This window comes from Rhizobium sp. NFR07, from assembly GCF_900111905.1.
Classification (GTDB): domain Bacteria; phylum Pseudomonadota; class Alphaproteobacteria; order Rhizobiales; family Rhizobiaceae; genus Neorhizobium.
Genome location: NZ_FOKM01000028.1, coordinates 13,377 through 35,208, shown reverse-complemented (window position 1 = coordinate 35,208; position 21,832 = coordinate 13,377). Strand labels below are relative to the sequence as shown.

Here is a 21,832-nt window from a genome sequence, read left to right as displayed (position 1 = left end):
GATGTATCTCCTCCAGAAATTTCAGTTCGCCAGCTTTTCGCCGATCAATGAAGCCGATAGTGGCGAAGGGCGCTCCGTCGCGGTGCTGATGTCGATCGTCCGGCCCTCGGCCGACGCCATATGGAACGCCTCCATCACTTCCAGCACATGCAGCGCCAGATCGCCGCTGGCCCGGTGCGGCCGGTTATTGCGGATGGCAAAGGCCATGTCGGCGACGCCGATCGAACGATAATTGCCGTCGGCATACGGCTGCGTCAGCGGCTGCATCTCGAACTGACCGCCTTTGCGGAGCAGTGAGACGTCGCCGCCGAAATGGTTCGGATCGGGCACGATCAAGGTGCCTTCGGTGCCATAGACTTCCAGCGGCACGTGCTTGTGGCCGGCAACATCGAAGCTCATGCCGATCTGCACCACGGCGCCGTTGGCGAAGGCCATGACGCCGGCCACATGGGTCGGCACTTGCACCGGAATGCGTTCGCCGTTGCGCGGTTCGCTGGTGATGATGCGTTCCGAGCGTGGCGTAGTGGCAAAACCCGCAACTTTCGAGACGGGGCCGAGCAGGTTGACGAGGTCGGTGATATAGTAGGGGCCCATGTCGAGCATCGGACCGCCGCCGACTTCATAATAGAATCCAGGATTGGGATGCCAGCGCTCATGGCCCGGGCACATGAAAGTGGCGCTGCCGCCGACCGGGATGCCGATCACGCCCTGATCGATCAAGGCCCGCGCCGTCTGGTGGCCGCCGCCCAAAAAGGTGTCGGGCGCTGCCCCGATGCGCAGGCCCTTTGCCTTGGCGGCATCGGCGAGTTTTTTGCCCTCAGCGAAATTGATGCCGAGTGGTTTTTCCGAATAGGTGTGTTTGCCGGCATCAAGCGCCTGGAGGGCAACAGTGACATGCGCCTTGGGAACCGTCAGGTTGACGATGATCTCGACTTTCGGGTCTTCAAGCAGTTCATCGATAGTTTTGACGGGCAGGTCGAATTCCGCCGCTTTTGCCTCGGCGATATCTCGGTTGAGATCCGCTAGTCCCCTTATGTCGAGAATGCCGAATGCGCTGGTCATGGCCTTCAAATAGGCGCCCGAAATATTGCCGCATCCGATGATGCCGATACCGACCTTATCCATCCTGTCTCCTCCCGATGGCATTGTTTTTGTGGCGCGTCAGCGCGCCGGCCCTGTCGTGCTCCAGGGCGATTCGTAAAGTTCGTAAAGCGCCACGGCGGCAGCACCGCGCGCCCAGAAATCGTCGTTGGAATCATCGAAAACGAGTTCGCTCACGCCTTGCAATGAAGGCGGTATGGCAAGCGCATAGGCATCCCCGAGGCTTTTCAGGAAAGGAGCGCCAAGCGCCAGCGAGGTGCCGACCAGAATGACCTGCGGCGGCGCAAACAGCGTGACGATATTGGCAATGCTGAGCCCGATGGCTTCACCGGCCCTGATCGCCGCCGTCACCAGCTGGCTATCCTCCGCCTTGATCAGGGCCTGCGCATGCGCCATGCCGCGCCCGAGTTTCACCGCTTCGGCAAAGGCGCCGTCACCGCGCTGGTCTGCCAGAATGGCGGTTTCACCGGCCTTGGTCGAAAGCCGCACGGCACCGTCCTCGCCCATGCCGAGCACGAGATCGCCGAGATTGTGACTGAGGCCGCCGGCGCCGCGAAACAGCCGGCCTTCATGCAGCACGCCAAGCCCAAGCGTCTGTTCGAGCGAGACCAGCACCATGTCCTCGAGATCTCTGGCCTTGCCGAACCAGTGATGGGCGAGCGTGATGGCCGTGGCGTCGCTTTCGATGATTGTCGGCGTGTCGAGCCGCGCCGACATTTCGGTGGCGAAATCGACATTGGTGTCCTTGAGGATCGGGCTGAAGCGGATGCGGCCGGTGCGGTGCTCGATGACGCCGGGCAGGCCGAGGCAGACGCTGTGCACATCCTTCAGCGACAGGCCGGCGTCAACGACACAACGGCGCACGCCGTCCTCAATCAGGTCGGCGATCACGCTGATCGGCTGGCGGTCGATACGGATCGGCAGGGTGAGCGTGGACAGCACGTCTCCGCAAAAGTCGGTGACGACGAATACCATACGGCTGGCGGTGATCTTTGCCCCGACGACGCGCGCCGCCTCCGGGTTGAGCTCCAGCATCACCCGTGGCCTGCCGCGCGCTGCAGCGTTGCGGATGTCGCCCTCATGGCGGGTCAGGATCAGGCCATCATCCAGTAGCGATCCGGTAATGGCAGAAACCGTGGTGGTCGACAGCTCGGTGCGTTCGGAAATCTCGACGCGGGCAATCGGTCCTCGCCGCCGGATCACATCCAGCACACTCAATCGGTTCATCGCACGCATCAGTTCGGGGTCGGCGGTTTTCATGTCGTGTGCGCAAGCCTCTGCGTCGAACGCGATTTAATACGCAATCCAAATTAATATTGCTGTTTGTAGGGTTAGTTTTGGCCGTTGCGCAAGAGAGTTTTCGAAAAATAAGGCGTCAATCGTGCAAAATCGCCGGATTTTCAAACTGACTATTGACAGGCCGGATGAGGTCCTCAATTATTTAATTCGGATACGGGATTAAAAGAGCTTTGGGAGGAGCGCCTTTTATGTCGAACAGGGTTTTCCATTTCCGCATGTTTTCGACCGCGGCCGCCTTGGCCGTATTCACGCTTGGCGGTTCCGGTTCCGCCAGTGCCGAGAGTGTCATCCGCTGGATGCATGTCGAGCAATTGCCCGCGGCGGTCAGTCTTTGGACCGAGATCGCCAAGGAGTTTGAAGCGAAACATCCCGGCGTCAAGATCGAGATGCAATTCCTGGAAAATCAGGCTTTCAAGGCGAAGATGCCGACCCTGCTCCAGTCCAAGGATGCACCGAGCATGTTTTACACATGGGGTGGTGGCGTTTTGAAGGCGCAGGCCGAAACAGGCGCTTTGCGGGCGATCGATACGGCGCTCGATACAAATGGTGGCGAATGGCGTAATTCCATCAATCCGAATGCGATCGAAGGTTTGACCTTCGACGGAAAAGTCTGGGCGTCGCCTGCCAAAAGCGGGCTTGTCTCGTTCTATTACAACAGGGAAATGTTTCAAAAGGCGGGCGTTGATGCCGCGAAGATTGTCACCTGGGATGATTTTCTGGGTGCGGTGAAAACCCTGAAGGGTGCCGGTATCACGCCGATAGCCGGCGGCGGTCTCGATAAGTGGCCACTGCATTTCTACTGGAGTTATCTCGCCATGCGCGAGGCCGGCCAGAAAGGCTTTGCCGATGCCAAGGCCGGCGAAAACGACGGCTTCATGGCCGAGCCCTTCGTCAAGGCGGGCCAGCATCTGGCCGAACTCGGCAAGCTCGAGCCTTTCCAGAACGGTTATCTTGGCGCCACCTGGAACGACGCGCTGGCCACTTTCGGCGATGGCCGTGCAGCCATTCTCCTCGGCTTTGAAAGTACGCCGGGTACGCAGGCGTCGAATTCGACCAGCCGCAAGGGGCTGTCGGAGGACAATATCGGCCGCTTCCAGTTCCCAACCATCGAGGGTGCCCCCGGCTTGATCACCGACAGTTTCGGTGGCCTGAACGGCTGGGCGGTAACGAAAGACGCGCCACCGGAAACCGAGGAATTTCTGCGCTACATGGCAGGTATCGATGTCCAGAAACGTTTGGCCAAGGACACGCAGATCATGCCGATCGCCAAAGGCGCCAGCGACGCGATCGACAAACCGCTCCTGAAGGACGTCGCCGAGACGCTTGCCAAAGAAACCTGGCATCAGAATTTCCTCGATCAGGACCTCGGGCCCAACGTCGGCGCGGTCGTGAACGATGTCAGCGTCGAGATCGTCTCGGGTGGGCTGGAACCGGCCGATGCCGCCCAGCAGATCGAGGATGCCTTTTCCCTAGAGCGCCAGTAGGCCCTGCACCTGCGCTCCCGCTCCATGAGGTCAAAAGCCTCCTGAGCGCAGGTGACCTTTCCGAGACCATACCGCCCCGTCCGTGCGAGATGAGGAGTGCGAATGAGCATGAGCGATACTACCATGCCAGGCAGGACCTATGCCCCGGCGAATGGGCAGACGAGGCCCCGTGCGACACCGCAACGGCGAAAGCGTTCGCTCAAGCACAGCAAGTGGCCGGTGCTGCTCCTGTTCCTGCCGCCGGCGCTTCTGTTGTTCACCGTCCTCGTCATCCTGCCGATGGGCGAGGCTGCCTGGTACTCCTTTTATAACTGGAACGCTTATGGCCTGCCGCAGCAATGGGTCGGTTGGCGCAACTATCAGCTCATCTTCCGCAACGGCGCCTTCAGCCAGGCACTGATCAACAATGGTCTGATCGTTGCGGCATCCATCCTGCTGCAGATCCCGCTGGCACTCTGGCTGGCGACGATGATTTCAAGCCGCATCCATGGCGCGCTGTTTTTCCGTCTTATCTTCTTCCTGCCTTATGTTCTTGCCGATGTCGCTGCCGGCATGATCTGGCGTTTCGTCTATGATGGCGATTTCGGTCTGGTCGGCGGCATCGCCCATCTGTTCGGTGCAGAGCCGCCCTATTGGCTGGCCGATCGCGATACCGCCATGTACGCCATCCTCGGCGTCGTCATCTGGAAATATTTTGGCTTTCACATGATGCTGTTCATCGCCGGTCTGCAGGCGATTGACAAGAGCGTGCTTGAAGCGGCCGATATCGACGGCGCCACGGGTTTCCAGAAGTTTCGTCTGGTCACGCTGCCTCTGCTCGGTTCCACTGTGCGCCTGTCCATCTTCTTCGCGGTGGTCGGTTCGCTGCAGCTGTTCGACATGATCATGCCGCTGACCGGCGGTGGCCCGTCCAACTCCACGCAGACGATGGTGACCTTCCTTTACAATTTCGGGGTGACCCGCATGCAGGTCGGTTTCGGTAGCGCCGTCGGCGTCGTACTGTTCGTCATCTGCGTCACGCTCGCTTTCAGCTACAAGCGGATTTTTATGCGCCATGACTGATATCGCCACATCCCAGCCCATCGATGCAGCAACGGCGCCCGGTTCCGGTCGTCGGCTGCGCACCGCCACGCAGATCTACATGTATGTGGCGCTTATCCTTGTGGCGGTCATCGTCGTGGTGCCGCTGATCAGCACAGCACTCGGCGGCTTCAAGACGCTGAGTGACCTGCGCGGCAATCCGTTCGGAATGCCGACGGAATGGCAGTGGTCCAACTATGGCGACATCATCGTTAGCCAGCGTTATTGGCTGCAGATGGGCAATTCTCTGGTGATCGCAGTGCTGACCGTGTTCCTGACGCTGGCGTTTGGCGCCATGGCCGCCTTCTGCTTCGCGCATATCCGCTTTTTTGGCTCGGATTATCTGCTCAACTATTTTCTGATCGGGCTTATGTTCCCGGCCGCAACCGCCATCCTGCCGCTTTACATCCGCATCCGCGATCTCGGCCTTGTCGATACCTATTGGGGCGTGGTCCTGCCACAGGTCGCCTTTGGCACCGGCATGAGCATCATGCTGTTCCGTAACTATTTTCGCAATCTGCCTTCGGAACTGTTCGATGCGGCTTTTGTCGATGGCTGCGGTTACATGCGCTTCTTCTGGCATGTCACCCTGCCGCTGTCGCGGCCGATCATCGCCACCGTCGGTATCATTTCCTTCGTCGGCAGTTGGAACGGCTACATCCTGCCGCTGATCATGTTGAATTCGGAAAGCCGTTACCCCTGGCCGCTCGGCATCATGATCTATCGTGGTGAGTTCAATACCGAATGGCAGCTGGTTCTGGCCTTCATCACGCTCACCATCCTGCCCACCATCATCGTCTTTTTCCTCGCCCAGAAACACATCATCGCCGGCCTCACGGCCGGTGCGGTGAAATCCTGACAGCCGGACCGGAGGATCACACATGGCATCCGTAGAACTTCACGAAGTCCGCAAGGCTTTTGGCGCACTCGACGTCATTCATGGCGTTTCGTTGTCCATCGAGGATGGCGAGTTCGTGGCGCTGGTCGGCCCTTCCGGTTGCGGCAAATCCACCCTGTTGCGCATGATCGCCGGGCTGGAGGATATTTCCGGCGGCGACGTGATCATCGACAACGCCGTGGTCAACGATCTGACGCCGCGCGAACGCAACATTGCGATGGTTTTCCAGTCCTATGCGCTTTATCCGCACATGACGGTCGCGGAAAACATGGGCTTCAATCTTCGGCTTTCCGGCGCGTCGAAAGCTGAAATCGCCGAGCGGGTCAATGAAGCCGCGCGGATGCTCGATCTCTTACCCCTGATGGAGCGCAAGCCCGCCCAGCTTTCCGGCGGCCAGCGTCAGCGTGTGGCGATGGGACGGGCGATCGTCCGCAACCCAGCGGTCTTCCTGTTCGACGAACCGCTCTCCAACCTCGATGCCAAGCTGCGCGTGCAGATGCGCTCCGAAATCAAGACCTTACACCAGAAGGTCAAGACAACCTCCATCTATGTCACCCATGACCAGATCGAGGCGATGACGCTGGCTGACCGTATCGTCGTGCTCAACCAGGGCAGGGTGGAGCAGCAGGGGACGCCGATGGAGCTTTATAAAAATCCGGCCAATCTTTTCGTGGCAGCCTTTATCGGCTCGCCGGCCATGAACCTGTTGGATGGCACGATCGATGCCGAAGGCGGCGAGGCGGCGGCGCGCCTGACGGATGGCACGGCGATCCGCATTGCTCAGGACCGGAAGGTGAAACGCGGTCAGTCGATCAAGATCGGCCTGCGTCCCGAACATCTTGGAAGCGGCAAGGGTGGCACGGCGCTCGCTGGTCAGACCCTTCTCGTCGAACCGACAGGTGCGCAGACTCATGTTATCTTTGATCTTGCAGGACAGCCGGTGACCGCGATCGTCGATGGCGAATATCCGCTGCGTCACGACGCACTTTTCCAGGCAAACATCGCTGCGGAACAGGTACATGTTTTCGACCGCGACACCGGCGTTGCATTGTAGGGTTTCCGCGAGCTGCGGCCAACGAGATTGTCGTCGACGGTTTGCCGAATGCAGCCAATCGAACGACCAACTGCACTCAAACTGCGTGTTGCCTACTGTTGATGGCGTGGCGGTGAGAATTCGATCAGACCGAGCAAGTCTCCATCGCCGATGCAACGGATCATTTCCCGATGAAATGGGTAAGCCCGATCTCCCCTCCCGTGCTTTTCCATCCTGCCGCGCAGGTTACGCCGCTAGAGAGGAACCCAAGTCGGAAATATTCCGACTGCGGGTCGCTAGCTTGGATGCCCTTAGATCATTCAAACAGATCTAGGTTCGCTTCTTTTGAAGAGCTAAACCGGACCTGTCGCGTTTCAGATAAGGGCGAGATCAGATGATCCGGCCCCTGAACCGGTTAAACAGCTTTAAACACTACACACGACACGAGCCACCACGGCAGTGCGTGCGAGCTCTATTTGATCCACGATAATTATGTCTCAGTTTCGGCCGTTCGGCCGATGACATCACGACAATCGATAACTTCTTCAATCGCCATGCCGATCATTTCAACGATGTTTGCGCAAGCGCCTATTGTGGGATCGACGAAGTCACCGACGAACAGGATCACGTTTTCCACCGTCAAGGGGAAGCCGGCAATGGTACACTTGAGAATAGCCTGATTGGCTATGGCAGTTGCGCCAATGCGTTCAAACAAGCGCAAACCTTCTTCTTCAGTCATTCCTGGCAGCAAAGCAGTTTTCCGATTTTGAGGGCGGGGCTCCGCAGACACACAGTGCGGAAGATAATCCTTAAATAGGATCATATTCCGCGCATTAGTAGGTCAAGATGTAAATGCCAGGGTTGCACCAGGCGCTTATCTCCGCACTGACGCGTCGAGTGAGCCGTGCGCTAAGATCAACGATCGTTTCCGAACAGTTAGATCGTGTCTTGCATCGGTGACCTGTTTTTTGCTCGTCGTCGCAATCCGGAGTCATTGAATGCACGTCATTTGCAGCATCACGCTTCAGAGGAGGACCCTTCGTTGGGACCTTTCTGGACGCCCGCAACTTGGCTTTGCCGAGCGCCCCATCCCATTTCCTTTAAGTTCAACAAGCCAGCGGCAATGATCGACCTCAAGCACCTCTACAGCGTTGCAAGAGCACTGTTGCTTATCTGCCCGGCATAATTTTCTCGGATTTCCACCTTCTGCTCCAGCGCGACGATAACATCTACGGAAAGATCTACACCATGAAGTTCGGCGATATCCGGCAACCCGCCCGGTGTGAACACGTTGATTTCAAGGATCTTGTCGCCAACAATGTCGAGACCCACGAGAAACATGCCGTCTTTGAGGAGTTTCGGGCGCACCATTTCCGCGACTGCTAGAATTTCCGGCGTGATCTCTGCTGCTGCGGCTGTCCCTGCGGCATGCATATTAGAGCGCACCTCGCCCTTCGCGGGCACACGACGCAGCGCAGCATAAGCGCCGTCCCGCTGCAGTGGCCGACCGTTCATCAGGAAAAGGCGAATGTCGCCCGCCGTCGCGTCGGGAAGATAGCCCTGTGCGATAAGGTAACCTTCGCCGCTGACGGCCTCGAAGATCTGGTTGAGATTGGCTTCCTTGCTGGACGCGATCTTGAACACGTTTTTGCCCCCGGAGCCCTGGAGAGGCTTGAGGATGACGCCCTGTTTCTGCGCGTCAATGAAGGCACGGATCTCCTCGATGCTCTTGGAGATGAGGGTTGTGGGCCGAACAGACTCGGGGAAGCCCTGGAAATAGAGCTTGTTTTGCGCGCGAGCGAGGCCTTCTGGATCATTGAGCGTGAGCACGCCACGCTCGGCTGCGAGGCGACCAAAAATGATCCCGGCATGGGCTGCCCAAGGGCGCTCGTCGGCATCTTGCGAAGGGTCGTTGCGAAGAAACAGGACGTCTATGTCCTCGATCGGGATCGTCTGGATTTCGGCCTGGTCGCCCTGCAATGCTGCAACGAAGGCGTCGGACTTCTTCGTTTTTCCGGTCTTGATAGTGGTCGCACGTACCATCAGGCTGTCGTCCGGACGCAGCACGAAATCACCGGGCGTCAGGTAACAGACGTCGTGGCCGCGCGCGATCGCCGCAAGTGCAAGCGCCGTCGTCGTATAAAACGAGGCCTCGCTGGCAATAGAGTTCACAAAAAATGCAATCCGCATCACGTCTCCTGTTGTTGGATCATGTCGAGCGGGCGCATCCCGTCTCTGGCACGCGCCAGCCGGGTGCGACCTTCGTCGCTCTCGAGAAAGAGGGGGCGAACCGCCGGCAGGCGCAGCAGACCACGCTCCGCCAGCTCTTGCATCACCCCGAAATGCGAGGCGGCGATCTTGCCCATCCAGAAAGGCTCCATTGCACCGCCGGCGCGCAGGTGATCGAGCAGGGCAAGAAGACCTCGCAGATAGATCGCATCCTTGGCCAGGCCGCCCCCCCGGTAAAGCCGCAATACGAGATTGAACGCGGCGGGCGACGTGAAATTGTGCTGCTCGGCCAGAAGAGAATAGGTTTCATGGAAGGGAGCTCCATTCAGCATGGAGGCACATCCGACTACCCGCCCTGCAATCAGCTTCAAACGTGCCGGCGTCATGCCACCGGACAGGTATTCGGCGAAGACAGCCAGACCTTCCTGCATGCCTTCATATCCTGCAAGCCCGGAGCGAAAAAGCCGCAAACCCTGCGCCGATCCGTTGAAATAGGTGAGCAGATGAACGCCGATCTCATGCGACAGCAAGGGCTCGACGCGGCCCATGTCCATTACGGTGCTGCGGGCGATCAAAAGCCGGTGGCCCGATACCATCAGACCCGACGGCAGGTCATCGCGAAGTTCAACGGAAACTTCGAAATCCCCCAGGTGGCGATGATAAGCGGCGATCATCGATCTGGCACGTCGCTCCACCTGAAAGCAGTCGGCGATCCGATCCTGCGACCCCGCATCGTCATCCCCGCTAGAGTCGGTATTTTCGAGCTGCGACAGGATGGTTTGGGCCTCGCGCAGCAGAACGGGCTCCACCGGGCCGTATAACGCCCGCCCGAATTCAACGAACTGAGGTCTATGGCGGGAGGAAAGCAGCGAGAGCTGAAGATCCAGTTCCTGCTGCTTTTCCCGATAAAGCTGATGCAGGATCGGGTCTTCAAGGTGGTCGAACGAGATGGAAAAGAGCTTCTTTTTTGCCGCCTCGACCTGCAGGGCGAGGGGACGATACAGAAAGTTGGGTTGCTTTCTGCCTGCCTTGAATTCCTCGAATGCTGCCTCCGCGTTAATGGGCGTGACTGCAAGCAGGAAATCGAATGTCGACGCCACTTCGTCGATGCTTCGGTCAACGCGCGTGACCGCATCAACGAACGCCCTGCGTCCGAGTGCCCGATGCGTCTTTGGCTGGAGTATTTTCTCCGCTTTGGCAAATCGCGCGATGGCTTGTAGACCCGCGTCGAACAGCATCGACACCAGTTGATCATGCAATTCCGGATAGATCTGTTCGCCCCCTGGCTGCCGGTAGATCGGGGCAAACCTGACGGCCAGTGTGGAATAGCCGAGGCTGCGCCCCAACGACTCATCTTCGCGTGCGGGGGGCGTTTCGGCACGCTCGACGCGCGGCGTGCGGAACCTCGCCCCGCTGTCTCTGATAGCAGCAGAGAAGGTTTCCGCCGCCTCCGCCATGTCCGTGCTTGCCCATATGGCGATCTCGAATGGCGGCAGAAAAGGTGCATCGTCGGTCAGAAAACGATCCTCCTTCAACTCGCCGATATCGAACAAGATGAATGCACCGAACTGTCTGCGCAGCGGAGCCTCTATGGCCTCGATCACCGTGATAGCGTCAGCCGTGTGCGGAGCAATGAGATAGGACGCGTTCGCCTGCGCAATGTCGCGCGCGGCCGGTTCTGCTCCCTCCTGCGCAATATGGACGCACAGGAATGGCAGCGGCCGATCGATATGCAGTCGCCCCCCACCCGGCAGTTCGCGTCGGATCGACTTGCCGTTGGCTAGGCAGGAAACGATTTCGGCGAGCCACCTATCGTCAAAACTGCGATTTTGCGTGGCCCGGGTCATGGCTGGCTCGCGAGTATCTCTTCGAGCACCGGAACCGCTGTTGCAACGATCGCTCGAAGCTGGTCGAGGACCGCGGTGTCGGGCTCTCCCGTCCATTCGTCCATAAAGAATTTCTTGAATTCGACCGCGATCGCGCAACCCGTGACGGGGAAATGTGCGTGGATGAACCGTGTCTGCTCACCTTTGCCCTGGAAGGCCACGTTTTCGCGGACGTCCAGAAAGCGGCCGTTGATCGAGTGCGACGCGAAATGGGCAATGAGCGCTTCGACCACCGGCGCCCATCGATCGCGGTCCATTGAAGACGTCCCGATATTGATGTCCGGTGCCTGCTCCTGCGGTGTCGACGGCGCAGTCGGTCCGGCGCGACGATGATTGTAGCTGTGCATGTCGAGAACGACAAATCGGCCAAACTGTCGCTCGATACCTGTCAGGAAGGCCAGGAGCATATCGTAATAGGCGTCATGGGTCTTGAGAGAGGCTTCAATTTCGTCCTTTGAAAGCTCCTTGGCCCATACGTTCAGGCCCCAAGCCTGTTCCGGCTTCAGATATATCGCACCGGCGCGATTGCGGTTGATGTCCACCTCGAAACGCGAGCGATGGAAAACGATGCGGTTGGGAACGCCTCGAGCTGTAAACTCGGTATAGGGATCTTCCTCACGCAGCCTGTCCTGATCGTCCAGAGCATAAAGATCCTGTATGTTCTGTCGCACGGAATGTCCCTCGTGGATCGCTGTTGCGATTACGGGCGACGTGCCGCGTTCGATAGTCCAAAGGGCTCCAGGCGCGACTGGCGGCGTGATCAGCGTCCTGGGCAGGAATGCTCGTTCGAACGCTACTTCCCGTCCATATGTCGTTTTACGGAGATAGGCAGACATTGCGGATCCCATCTTTTATCCTCCAGTGCGACCGGGAAACGCACGCAGCCATTGTTTGTTACGAAACTAAATCGGAAATTTATCCGACGACCCGATTGAGCTGCGGCGCGGCTCGCAGAGAAACCTCCGAGGTCGGCAGTCGTTCGAGACCGCTGGGCGTGATCGTTCTCGCCGGGGTTTTGTCCGATGATCGAAGATTTTGGTTCCGCTGACTTGCTCTGCTGCGTTAATCGGATACTTAGCAAGCAGCAATTTGTGAGGTTTTTCTCTTGATCAAGGCCAGACCTGCATTCCTTCTGCTTTGCGCAGCACTTATTCCGATGCTGGTGCTGGCGGCGTTGATGGGCTGGTTTGTAATTAGCGAGCGGCAGACTGCTCTTGCGGATGGGATCCAGGATCGAGCGTCGATGCTCGCTGCAGCCGTCCAGCGTGACCTCGAGACTCAGATCCAGCTGCTTTCTCTCGTGGCTGAGTCACCGCGGCTCGATCTGCCCGTATCCAGGAGCAGTTTCGCCGAGACGGCGCGTCGGCTGAAGGCTAGAGCACCTCAGTGGCAGCAGATCAGGGTCACAAATGATGAAGGTGACGTTGTTCTTTCATTTCCACCCCTTGCGACCTCCGCATCGCGGAAAGTTGTCGATCAGGAGAGCCATGAGCGCGTAGTAAGTTCTGGCGTCGGGTTGATTGGAAACGTTCTCTTAGGGTCTGGAGGAAAAGCTGCCTTTGCCGTACGTGTGCCGATCCAGCGCAACGATCGGACGAAAGCCGTCCTTTCGGCTGTCATTCGTCCGGAGATGATCGCAGAGATCCTGAGGAACGGCGGACTGCCACATGACTGGACAGCATGGGTTACCGACAGTCGGAACAGGCTCGTGGCCGCGACTGTCATGTCTGACCTGGAAGCAAGGCCTGTGTCCGAATTCGCAAATGCGGTCGAGGGCGATCGATTTCAGTTGTTCGACGGATCAAGTCTTCAGACGGCTGGCGCGTTATTGGAGGGCACCCCCTGGCGGGTGCACGTCGGTCTTCCTTCCGCGGTCTATGAGCGCCCCGCCCAGCAGGCAATACTTCTGCTCATCGCAGCCGGGGCCCTGATCGCATTTCTATGTGCCGTCGCAACCGTGCTGCTTTATCGCGAATTGCGCGCAAGGACTGCTGAGCGCGAGAGTGTCGCCAACTGGCAGCGTATGGATGCACTGGGGAAGCTGACAGGCCAAGCGGCTCACGACTTCAACAATCTCCTCATGGTCTTTCAATCCGGCGTTGAAGGGATCGAGAGGCGCAGAGACGACGAAGAGCGCGTATCGCGGCTTCTAAACCACATGAAAGAAGGGCTTAGTAGGGGGAAGAACATCACCCGTCGTCTCCTGTCATTCGCAAAGCGTTCCAACCAGGGTGCCGAACACATAGAGCTCCTGATCAAGCTCGAGGACATGGCTCCGCTTCTCAAGCAGGCCCTCAACGACAGCATTTTGATCGACATGAATCTTCCCGACGACCTTTGGCCGATATATGCCGACCCAGTCGGGCTCGAAATCGCGCTCATCAATCTCCTGACCAATTCTCGTGAAGCCATGACGGGCGGTGGACGTGTAACTGTCACCGCTCGCAACGTCCCGGAAGGATCTTTCGAGGACAGAAGGGTACAGGGGCCGGTTGTTGCGATTACCGTTACCGATACAGGCAGCGGAATCTCACCCGCCGACCTCGAGCGGATTTTTGAACCCTTCTTTTCGACAAAGCAGGGCAGAGGCCCGGGTCTCGGTTTGACACAGGTCTACGGCTTCGCCCTGGGTTCAGGTGGCATCGTCAAGGCGGCTAGCCTCCCGGGCCACGGCAGCGCATTCACTCTCTTGCTGCCTAAATCAAAGGCACCCAGCCTGACTGAAGGAAACGTCCCGTACTCACAGTTTCCCCAGAGCGTACTGATCGTGGATGACACGCCCGCTTCTCTTGAATCCGCGCGTATTGCATTGGACGGCCTTGTTGCCAACATCATTACAGCGCGCAGCGGAGCCGAGGCGCTAGACTTTCTGCAGAGCCGACGCGGGATCGAGGCTGTAATCAGCGACATCATGATGCCGGGCATGTCTGGAATCGAACTGGCAGAAGAAATTTTCCGCCGGAGGCCTGAGCTTCCAGTCGTTCTCATGACGGGTTACAGTGACAAGCTTGAAGCGGGAGTCGTGATATCCCGACCTGTCGTCGCCAAGCCATTCGCGACAAAGGAACTCGCCGCCGCTTTTGCTGTTTCGCGTTCGGGTGTCCCCGATCTCACCAATGTGGTTCTACTCGATCAATCCACGAGATCTTGAATCGAGCCTCTAACACGAGACAATCCCTGACGATTTTCTCCCATAATAGATCCCCGAGGCCAACATCGTTTTTGAAGTCGAGGATAAGACCGGCATGTCCGTGATCTCTGGCCGCGAACTGTGATAGCTTGCCAGAGCGCGGTATGGACCGGTCGTCGCCGACCAGGGCTGTGCCGGCTTAGTTGCTCAAGCCACTCCAGCTTCGCCTCTCGGAACGGCCACACCGTAGTTATGCTCGCCTTGCCTTGGACCGCTGACATCATTGCTCCGGCTAGTCCCGCACCACGCAGTCCTCTTGGCCCAATCATTTCCCGATTTGACGAACGCGCATGTTGTTCATATCGGTTTGACAAACCGCCGGTAAGCCATTGATCTGAGGGTATCTGTTTGACAGATCTTTTGCAGCAGCTCCCCAATCTCCAAAGTCGCACTCGGATTGACTGTTCGGATCTCATCAAGAGCACGATCGAGGCCATCGTCGCGATCTTTGCGAAAGGTGGTGCCGCCAATCAGACCCTCGCGCCGTGCCTTCCGTTTCCCAAAACGCTCGGCTTGCTTGGGCTCCCTTGTCCCACCGCAGCTTAACTTTCAATCCGACCTCGGCTCAATGTCTAGTGGTTCAGAGGAATGGCGTTGCATCCTCCGAATAGTTTCACGTGGCCTGTGGCGACGATCTTCATTCCGAACCGGAGACGACGACGTGGCTTCCAGTCTAAAGGGACTTCAAGAGGTGATGCTCCAAGCGCAACGCGCTGCATCAGGAAATCCGAATACTCCCGATACCAGGCAGCGCAATCCGCTGCGACCTCGGCGTAGACGGCCGACGTTCTGCAGGCATCGTTCGCACACCAGACGATATCTTCGGACTTTGGCTTTTCGCCTTCGAACATCAGTCCGCTACCGCATGTTGCGCATATGGCTTCCCCAAGCTGGCGGGTACCGTCATCGGCCTGATAAGACATAGTTTCACCGTTTCGTGCTGGAGCACGCCTAAGACATACCAATTGTCGGACACCCGGCGTTTGGCGGATGTTCCTACTATGTTCCTATTTCAGGTCGAGTCAACAGATTGTTTTTATGTGCCGTTCACGGAGCCGGAGCCGGAGCCGAACAGACTGACGCATCACAGGCGAAACGAGCAAGTGGTGAATGGCGCCGGCGATGAAGAAAAACGAAAGCCCGTCGCGGAGGCGACGAGCTTAGAAGGATGACGTCAGCCTGAGAGGAGGAGCGGCTGCCGTCCGATCGAGATCGTTTGGGAGGAGGAGGATGATCCCGATGCCTTGTATATCGGGGCAGGGGCGCGCGCATACAAACACGTGTCTGAGACCAGCCATGCAGTGACACTCTAACGTCTTTTGTTCCCGTCGAGATCGCTCCGCGGTTGGCAATCAGACATTTCTCGGCCTTCTTTTCAAAACTAGCAGTTCTTGTCGGACTGTTTATACACGGTTCGGGGCGGCATCCTCTTTCGGCCTGGTCATCTTTTCTTTTAGTCGATCTCCGGTTGGTTCTCGGCAGCAGGGCGGAACTTGCCCTCCCTTGTCGAGGGCACGAGGGACCGGCCAATCAGACGTTAGTCGACCGGTCGTCGCCAGGGACTTTTCCATCAGGCGTGAGTTCGTCGACTGCGCGTGGCAGATCCTTGCTGAGGCGCGCCAGAATCTCTTCCCGCGACAGTCCGGTTTTGGCCGCGAGCTCGCCCAGGACTTCAGGCCCGATCGCCTCCGCAAGCTGGTCGCCGTCGATGTCTTCGTTCGAACCTGGCCTGACCCAGGACTCGGCCTTTCCCCCGTATCCGTTCTGCTGGAATGTCTTGATCAGATCGCCGAGACCGCCGCTCAGGATGCCGCCGGATGTTAGGCCACCCAGAATCGACCCGAGACCACCGGCATCCTTCCCGCCGGTCAGCTTGCCAAGGAGGTCCTCGAGGCCACCCGTCTGGCGCGGGCTGGTTCCCTGAGCGTTATTCGCATCGGTTGGTTGCGGCTTGCTCACGCCCCGGAGAAGATCAGCGATCTTGTCTCTGTTCTGAAACCCGGCGACGGCAAGTACGCCCAGTAGTGCCTTCAGTTGACCGCTTACCATGATCGTTTCCTCGTTTCCCGGTGGACCTCCTTGACGAGGTCGGTCGCACATTCTCGTTTCGGGAAACGGTCGGTCGGCGCCAGAGGTTCCGGCCAACCGTCATTCACGGAGTGCTTTGTCGAAACGGGCCGGAGCTCAGAGCGGATTTACTTCAGGCTTCCCCGTAAACCTTGACGAGTTCACGTCCCGCGACACTCGGTGGAATTCCAGCCGCCCGTCGAGGTTCTCGTTCTCAAGAAGCTCTGTTGCCCTCGCTCCTGACGTAGCTGGATCCAGCCACGCGTTGTAAAATTCCGGATTAGGGATCACCGGCTGCCTACCATGCAGCCGCGTCATCGGATCGGTGGCCGGCATAGTGACGATCGTACAGCTTGTGACACCCAGCTTCTCGTTATGCGCCCACAGCCCGGCGAAAGAGAACGGTGCCTGTCCGGGCTGATAGATAAACCACGGATCTTTCTTTCCGTCGCCTTCGTTCATCGTCCACTCGTAGAAGCCTGACGCCGGGATCAGGCACCTCTTCGACTTGAAAGCGTCCCTGAATGCGGGGGAGGTGCCGATCGTCTCGATGCGGGCATTGAAGATCGCCGCCTTCGGCATCTCCTTGGCCCAGACGGCACCAGCCACCAACGAGCGCTTTCCACCTGCTGTCTGCCGTCGCCATCGATGTGAACGATCAGGACATCCTGCGTCGGTGCGATGTTCCAGCGCGGTTGCGTATTGCGGCCGCGTTCCTCGTCCCAAACAAGATCGTAAAGATCAGCGAATTCCGGCCAGGGGTGCTCGAGAACGAAGCGTCCGCACATCAGCGCCTCCTGAGGAAAGGGAGGTCTTTTTTAAGATCGCGGTTGGAGATCATGCCAAGCATCAGGTGATCGGCCAGCTCGACCAGCGCCGCCGCCACCTCTTCCGGTTTCCACCCGGCGTCGACTGCAGACAGGGCGACATCCGTAAATCGATCGGCCATCGCGTCCTGGCACTGCAAGAAGCGGTCAGGGTGTCGGGTTGTCGATGGCGGTGCGATCCTCTTCATGACAGAGACATGTCGCCGGGGCGAAATCCGTCAAGACGCCGACCTTGCGCGAGCGCGTCCCACTTCTTGACGAAGAGGAGAGTGTTCGTCGTGAGGCAGGGCTTTCCTCGCCTTTTTGTGAGATTTCGCTCTGGATAAATCAGGCAGAAGTGCTGTCGCAGCGGCCCAATTACAACAACGGCTTTGCGTCCCGCAAGCTGGAAAGGCTCTGTCGATTGTCGGGGTCTTTCCTTCGTTTATGTGACTTGCTACGTTCGATTCGTCAGGCTCTGCCAAGGAAGCCCTGACCGGCAGGGGGCATCTCATTGAAGCTGGGTTGAATTCCCTGCCGACTATTTCAGTTCGTGGCGACCGCTTCCAGCTGTGGCAAAGCGCACAACTTTGACGATCGGCGCACGAAAAACGCGACCGCAAGCCATATGCTGGTCGTCCAGCCAGTTTTCATACCGTCGTCTTCTTGACCTTGCCCCAATGCCGCAGGGCCACGCGGCGAGAGATCATGATGCCTGCTTCCACGAGCGGCGCGATCAGCACCGAACAAACCGGTTCGCTCGCTTCACGCGTGACAGCGCGTCTCGGTACCACTCGATGCGGACGACTACGCCACGCCATGCGCTTCAGACGAGCGTTGCTCTTCCAACTGTCGAGCGTGCTTTTTGATCGCACCGCGCCGTCACGACCATGATCAAACCTTAGATTAAGCGGTCGTCGTCTTTTGCGACGCCCAAGACGACGACCGCATGCTGCATCGCCTGACCCGCCATTGCCATATCCTGGTAACCGGGCTGACTGCTTTCGCTTCAAGGCGAGCTCGCCCACCGCGCCACAGAAAAGAAGCGATGATCAGAAAACCATGCCTGGAGGTGGCTCATTTTTCGATGAACGCCCGGCAAAGTTACGCGCGTAAACCACAAGCATCACCGTCCCATTGGCTGTCGGGAGCGTTCTCTTCCACCATCATCGTTGGAGAAAGATCGCAAGCTCGCGCGCTACCGCCTCCGGATCCTCACGCTGGGGAAAATGACCGACGTTCTGGAGGGCAAAGCGCTCGAACGGTCCGGAAAACTTCTCATGCAGGTTCTCTGACAGCTCAGGTGGGTTTACCCCGTCCTGCAGGCCTTGGATGTAGATGGTGGGCAGCGACAGCGATTTTGTTTCCTTGATCCGGTCCTCGAGCCACTGGCTTGATGGATCGGGATCGGCTTCGCCCCAGCGGACCCGGTAGCTATGCAAAGTAATCGCTACCCAATCCGGGTTGTCGAAGGATCTTGACACCGCATCGAAGGTCGCATCGTCGAACCAGCCGTCCGGGCCCCAGTTTTCCCACTGGATCCGCGCAAATCCATGAGGATTATCGGCGATCGCTTCGGCTCCTCGCTGAGTGGCCATGAACCAGTGATACCAGTATCTCTGCGCTTGGCGAAACGACGGCGTCTTCAGTCCGCCCATCCGGGGTAGGGAAGAAATCAGCGCCATGCGCTCCACGCGCTGCGGCCAGCCGACAGCTAGTCCTTCAGCGATATTCGAGCCCCAGTCATGTCCGACGACCGAAAAGGTGTCGATACCAAGGGCGTCCATCAGCGCGATCGCATCCATGGCCAAGACTGCACCGTTGGCAGTGCGCAGGGCATCGCGGTTCCAGAAGACGCTGGGACCGAAGCCGCGAAGATATGGCGCGATCAATCGCACATCACGGCTCCCGAGATGTTTTGAAACAACCGCCCAGGTTGAGGCGTCGTCTGGCCAGCCGTGGAGGAGAAGCACAGGTCGACCATGTTTTGATCCGGACTCAACAAAAGTGATCCGCAGGTTATCGGTATCGACATGAGGCATGTCGTAATCCTTCTGGTCGCGCTGATCGCGTGTCAATGAGATGCTTGCTGGACATGTCGCTGCGATCAAGTCCGTCAAGGACCAGTGAGATGCAGCTTAGGAAGCGAAGGGCAATGTGCGGCACGCCGATGGCCAGGCAAAGATGCTGTGAAGGACGTTATCGACAGAGCTTGGCGCTCGATCGAGTGACGTTGCTACAGGCGCCCTGCACGCGGGCTCCCTCCTATTGGAGTGCCTCAAGGCGATTTATGCTTCGAGCCCCGACATCTCCAGCATCAAATTGACCAAACTTCCAGTTGCATATGCAAGACCGCCCCCATCCGCCGGTCGATGCGAAATGAGCAGCTACCTCATGGCAGCCGACGACAGCGTCTCTTTTGGCCCATACTCGCAGCGCGCCAGATGACGCGGGTATCAGCATTGGTCCGATAGATCAGAGCGGCGGCAGGAGGGGCCGGTAGGCGCGGCTATAAAGCACCGAACCGACAGTCGACAGGAGCAGATGAGAGATCAGGTCGGAGGATGTTCTCATCCGGTCCCGGACATGACATTGCTTTCGCACCCACGACACACGTTTTTCACGATCGAGGTGGAAGAGCTCAAGGGCCACACCCAGTTGCGGCTCGCCTTTAAGCCGTCGAGCCAGGACGACGGCGTCCTCAAGCGCAAGCCCGGCACCCTGCGCCATGCTGGGTGATGTCGCGTGAGCCGCGTCACCAATCAAGACAAGCCTTTCCGCAAGGTATTTTCCGGCTGGGACTTCGCGAAGCTCGTCGGTATGGAGAGAGGTCTCGGGCGGGATGGCATCGATCACTCGGCCTAGCGGGGAGCCAAACTCCGAGAACAGATTTTTGAGTTCGGCAACTGTTCCGCCCCGGAAATCAGATGTGGGGCTGTCGGCGTACAGGTAAAGCCGATCCGGACCAAGCGGAATGGCGAGCAATGATCGTCCTCGTGTGAGCATCGCCGTCCAGCCTTCCAATCCGTGAGAAAGATCGGTCACGAGGCGCGACGCAGTCAAGCCAAGGCCTATCGGCGAAACCGTCTTGAACACCTCGGCTCGAAGTGACGAGTTGACGCCGTCGGCGCCAATGACCAGATCGAATTCCTCTGTGTGTCCATCGGAAAACATTACCTCCCTCTTTCCATCCCTGACCATTGTGTGCGTCACCGTGGCACCGAAGCGTGTCTCGCTGATGCGCAACGAATTTTGCAGGGTCGCAAGCAATTCCTTTCGAAGGAGCGAGACGCATGGACCGCATCCATCCCAAAACTCTCGCGTCGAGACTTTGTTGAGGATGCGTCCCGTGGAGCTCATGATCGTCTGGCTGGCAACGGGATAAGCGATTTGAAGGATCTCTTCGGCAAGTCCAAGATCCGACATCGCACGCATTGCGTTACCGAGGAGAAATATGCTCTTGCCCGTCACAGGCGAGGATTTCTGACGCTCCACCACCACGTTCGCGATGCCATTCATCTCTAGCGCCCGCGCCATGGCGAGCCCGGCAATGCCAGCTCCCACTATCAAAACTTTCATTCAGCCGCTCATCGATCAGAGACACATCAAAGTCGCTCCATAGGTCAAGATGCGTCTCGTGACGACCTCGGGATCGCTTCTGAAGCATTACAAATGAAACCTGGCAGATGATGCAGTCGCCACTGCATGTTTGGTCGTACATTCCCTGGTTCCGTTCCCCGCCAAGCATGGAGCAGGCGATTGTCTGTTAGTTCAACGAAACCCGTAACCTTCGCGCCAGGGTTGATGGCCACTCGCGCCGTATACCAATCTTCGGCATCCGGTAGCGGGTATTTTATCGACTTCCTTTCTCGAAGGCTGCGAGCGCGAAGTCGTAGGTTCGGTACATTGCGGATTACGCCGGCAACTGATTGCGCGGCGCTTAGCCGAAATGATCGGCTCTATGCTACGGAGCTATGCGATCTTTAGGGCTCCCACCTGCCGATGGGAACTCCACCCGGCTCTCCGTGTTTGCTCAAGGTGAGCAAGGAGAGAGCGATGCCGATAAATGACCCGAACCTGCAGCATGAGACACCCGGTGGGCGTAAGCCGAAATTCGGCGGGGCCACCATGCTGCTACTGGCGTGCGGAGCAGTTTTCGTTGCGGGATTGTTCATTTTCTTCGTTATCTACGGCGCCGCTAATTCCGTCGCACACTAAGTGGTCACGGGCGTCGGATCCGCACTTCAACAAGCAGCTTGATACAATTTGATCGGGCAGGGGAGTTCGGCTGCTTGATCAAACCTGGTCAAGCGAGAGAAATCGGAAAATACCAAGTCATGGGCGGCTGGCATCCATTCGGGCCGGGTACGAATTCGTATCGTGGTCATGGCTTTGAAGCACATGTGCGCTTTCCGCCAGAATCTCTCGATACCGCCGAATTTTGTTGGTCTTCAACCGCGCGATATCAGCGTTTGAAAAGTTCTTGGACGCGATTTGCGACGTATTCTCATTCTCAATGAGATCAAGAAGTATGTTACGCATCACAGTATTCTCCTCCCTAAGGCGCGGACAACCTGCGTGACATAGTCGCTCGCAGCGAGCCTTCGCGCGATCACCTTGTCTATTTCTTTCTCGGCTAACCGTGTCCTTGTCGCGTAATAGCGGCATACAAACGCGAAAGCGATAATGGCAAACATAGCGGCGACGGTAAAGACCATCCAGACCTCCAGGAATTCTCTACAAAAGTCGATATTCCGGG

Annotated in this window: 16 protein-coding genes and 1 pseudogene; 5 read left to right on the top strand and 12 right to left on the bottom strand. The window is 58.1% G+C overall.

Annotated elements, in window-relative coordinates:
- Window positions 1–21 precede the first annotated feature (21 nt).
- Both BM216_RS32570 and BM216_RS32565 read right to left on the bottom strand, forming a co-directional pair.
- On the bottom strand, window positions 22–1,125 hold the full coding sequence (locus BM216_RS32570) for a Gfo/Idh/MocA family protein (protein WP_093004445.1): 1,104 nt from the start codon (window positions 1,123–1,125) through the stop codon (window positions 22–24).
- Between the two features lie 36 nt (window positions 1,126–1,161).
- Window positions 1,162–2,361, bottom strand: a complete 1,200-nt coding sequence (locus BM216_RS32565) for an ROK family transcriptional regulator (RefSeq protein ID WP_093004443.1) — start codon at window positions 2,359–2,361, stop codon at window positions 1,162–1,164.
- A gap of 227 nt (window positions 2,362–2,588) precedes the next feature.
- Between BM216_RS32565 and BM216_RS32560 the strand changes: the two genes are divergently transcribed.
- The 4 genes from BM216_RS32560 to ugpC all read left to right on the top strand — a co-directional run bounded on the left by BM216_RS32560 (window position 2,589) and on the right by ugpC (window position 6,916).
- Window positions 2,589–3,884 carry an extracellular solute-binding protein gene (locus BM216_RS32560; protein ID WP_093004441.1) on the top strand — a complete coding sequence of 432 codons (1,296 nt, stop codon included), beginning with the start codon at window positions 2,589–2,591 and terminating at the stop codon, window positions 3,882–3,884.
- Between the two features lie 123 nt (window positions 3,885–4,007).
- Window positions 4,008–4,946, top strand: coding sequence for a carbohydrate ABC transporter permease (locus BM216_RS32555; RefSeq protein WP_093004467.1), 939 nt, complete (start codon window positions 4,008–4,010; stop codon window positions 4,944–4,946).
- A 79-nt stretch (window positions 4,947–5,025) separates the two neighbouring features.
- Window positions 5,026–5,823 (top strand): carbohydrate ABC transporter permease, encoded by a 798-nt coding sequence (locus BM216_RS32550; protein WP_244530461.1) that lies wholly within the window; start codon window positions 5,026–5,028, stop codon window positions 5,821–5,823.
- 22 nt (window positions 5,824–5,845) lie between these two features.
- A complete protein-coding gene (gene ugpC / locus BM216_RS32545) occupies window positions 5,846–6,916 on the top strand; it encodes an ABC transporter ATP-binding protein (RefSeq protein ID WP_093004437.1) in 1,071 nt (356 codons plus the stop codon).
- Window positions 6,917–7,385: 469 nt separating this feature from the next.
- On the opposite strand, the gene BM216_RS32540 is transcribed toward ugpC, so the two are convergent.
- The 4 genes from BM216_RS32540 to BM216_RS32525 form a co-directional block, all read right to left on the bottom strand.
- Window positions 7,386–7,634: a hypothetical protein gene (locus tag BM216_RS32540; RefSeq protein ID WP_093004435.1), complete on the bottom strand. Its 249-nt coding sequence runs from the start codon at window positions 7,632–7,634 to the stop codon at window positions 7,386–7,388.
- A gap of 404 nt (window positions 7,635–8,038) precedes the next feature.
- The gene (locus tag BM216_RS32535; RefSeq protein WP_093004433.1) at window positions 8,039–9,085 is read right to left on the bottom strand and encodes a glutathione synthetase; all 1,047 of its coding nucleotides are present in this window, start codon (window positions 9,083–9,085) and stop codon (window positions 8,039–8,041) included.
- Window positions 9,085–10,971, bottom strand: coding sequence for a flavohemoglobin expression-modulating QEGLA motif protein (locus tag BM216_RS32530; RefSeq protein ID WP_093004431.1), 1,887 nt, complete (start codon window positions 10,969–10,971; stop codon window positions 9,085–9,087). The genes BM216_RS32535 and BM216_RS32530 overlap by 1 nt, the downstream gene beginning before the upstream one ends.
- Window positions 10,968–11,786: an N-formylglutamate amidohydrolase gene (locus BM216_RS32525; protein WP_244530460.1), complete on the bottom strand. Its 819-nt coding sequence runs from the start codon at window positions 11,784–11,786 to the stop codon at window positions 10,968–10,970. The genes BM216_RS32530 and BM216_RS32525 overlap by 4 nt, the downstream gene beginning before the upstream one ends.
- A gap of 329 nt (window positions 11,787–12,115) precedes the next feature.
- Here BM216_RS32525 and BM216_RS32520 point away from each other — a divergent pair, with 329 nt between their 5' ends.
- Window positions 12,116–14,161 (top strand): response regulator, encoded by a 2,046-nt coding sequence (locus tag BM216_RS32520; protein WP_244530459.1) that lies wholly within the window; start codon window positions 12,116–12,118, stop codon window positions 14,159–14,161.
- Between the two features lie 611 nt (window positions 14,162–14,772).
- Here BM216_RS32520 and BM216_RS32510 read toward each other — a convergent pair.
- From BM216_RS32510 to BM216_RS32485, 6 genes and pseudogenes are all read right to left on the bottom strand, one after another.
- The gene (locus BM216_RS32510) at window positions 14,773–15,123 is read right to left on the bottom strand and encodes a hypothetical protein (RefSeq protein ID WP_143102941.1); all 351 of its coding nucleotides are present in this window, start codon (window positions 15,121–15,123) and stop codon (window positions 14,773–14,775) included.
- A 607-nt stretch (window positions 15,124–15,730) separates the two neighbouring features.
- On the bottom strand, window positions 15,731–16,249 hold the full coding sequence (locus BM216_RS32505) for a YidB family protein (protein ID WP_093004425.1): 519 nt from the start codon (window positions 16,247–16,249) through the stop codon (window positions 15,731–15,733).
- A 135-nt stretch (window positions 16,250–16,384) separates the two neighbouring features.
- Window positions 16,385–17,055, bottom strand: a pseudogene (locus BM216_RS32500) (SOS response-associated peptidase).
- A complete protein-coding gene (locus BM216_RS32495) occupies window positions 17,055–17,282 on the bottom strand; it encodes a hypothetical protein (protein WP_093004423.1) in 228 nt (75 codons plus the stop codon). The pseudogene BM216_RS32500 and the gene BM216_RS32495 overlap by 1 nt, the downstream one beginning before the upstream one ends.
- Before the next feature lie 957 nt (window positions 17,283–18,239).
- Window positions 18,240–19,115: an alpha/beta fold hydrolase gene (locus BM216_RS32490; RefSeq protein ID WP_093004421.1), complete on the bottom strand. Its 876-nt coding sequence runs from the start codon at window positions 19,113–19,115 to the stop codon at window positions 18,240–18,242.
- Window positions 19,116–19,548: 433 nt separating this feature from the next.
- The gene (locus BM216_RS32485) at window positions 19,549–20,652 is read right to left on the bottom strand and encodes an FAD-dependent monooxygenase (protein WP_093004419.1); all 1,104 of its coding nucleotides are present in this window, start codon (window positions 20,650–20,652) and stop codon (window positions 19,549–19,551) included.
- Window positions 20,653–21,832 lie beyond the last annotated feature (1,180 nt).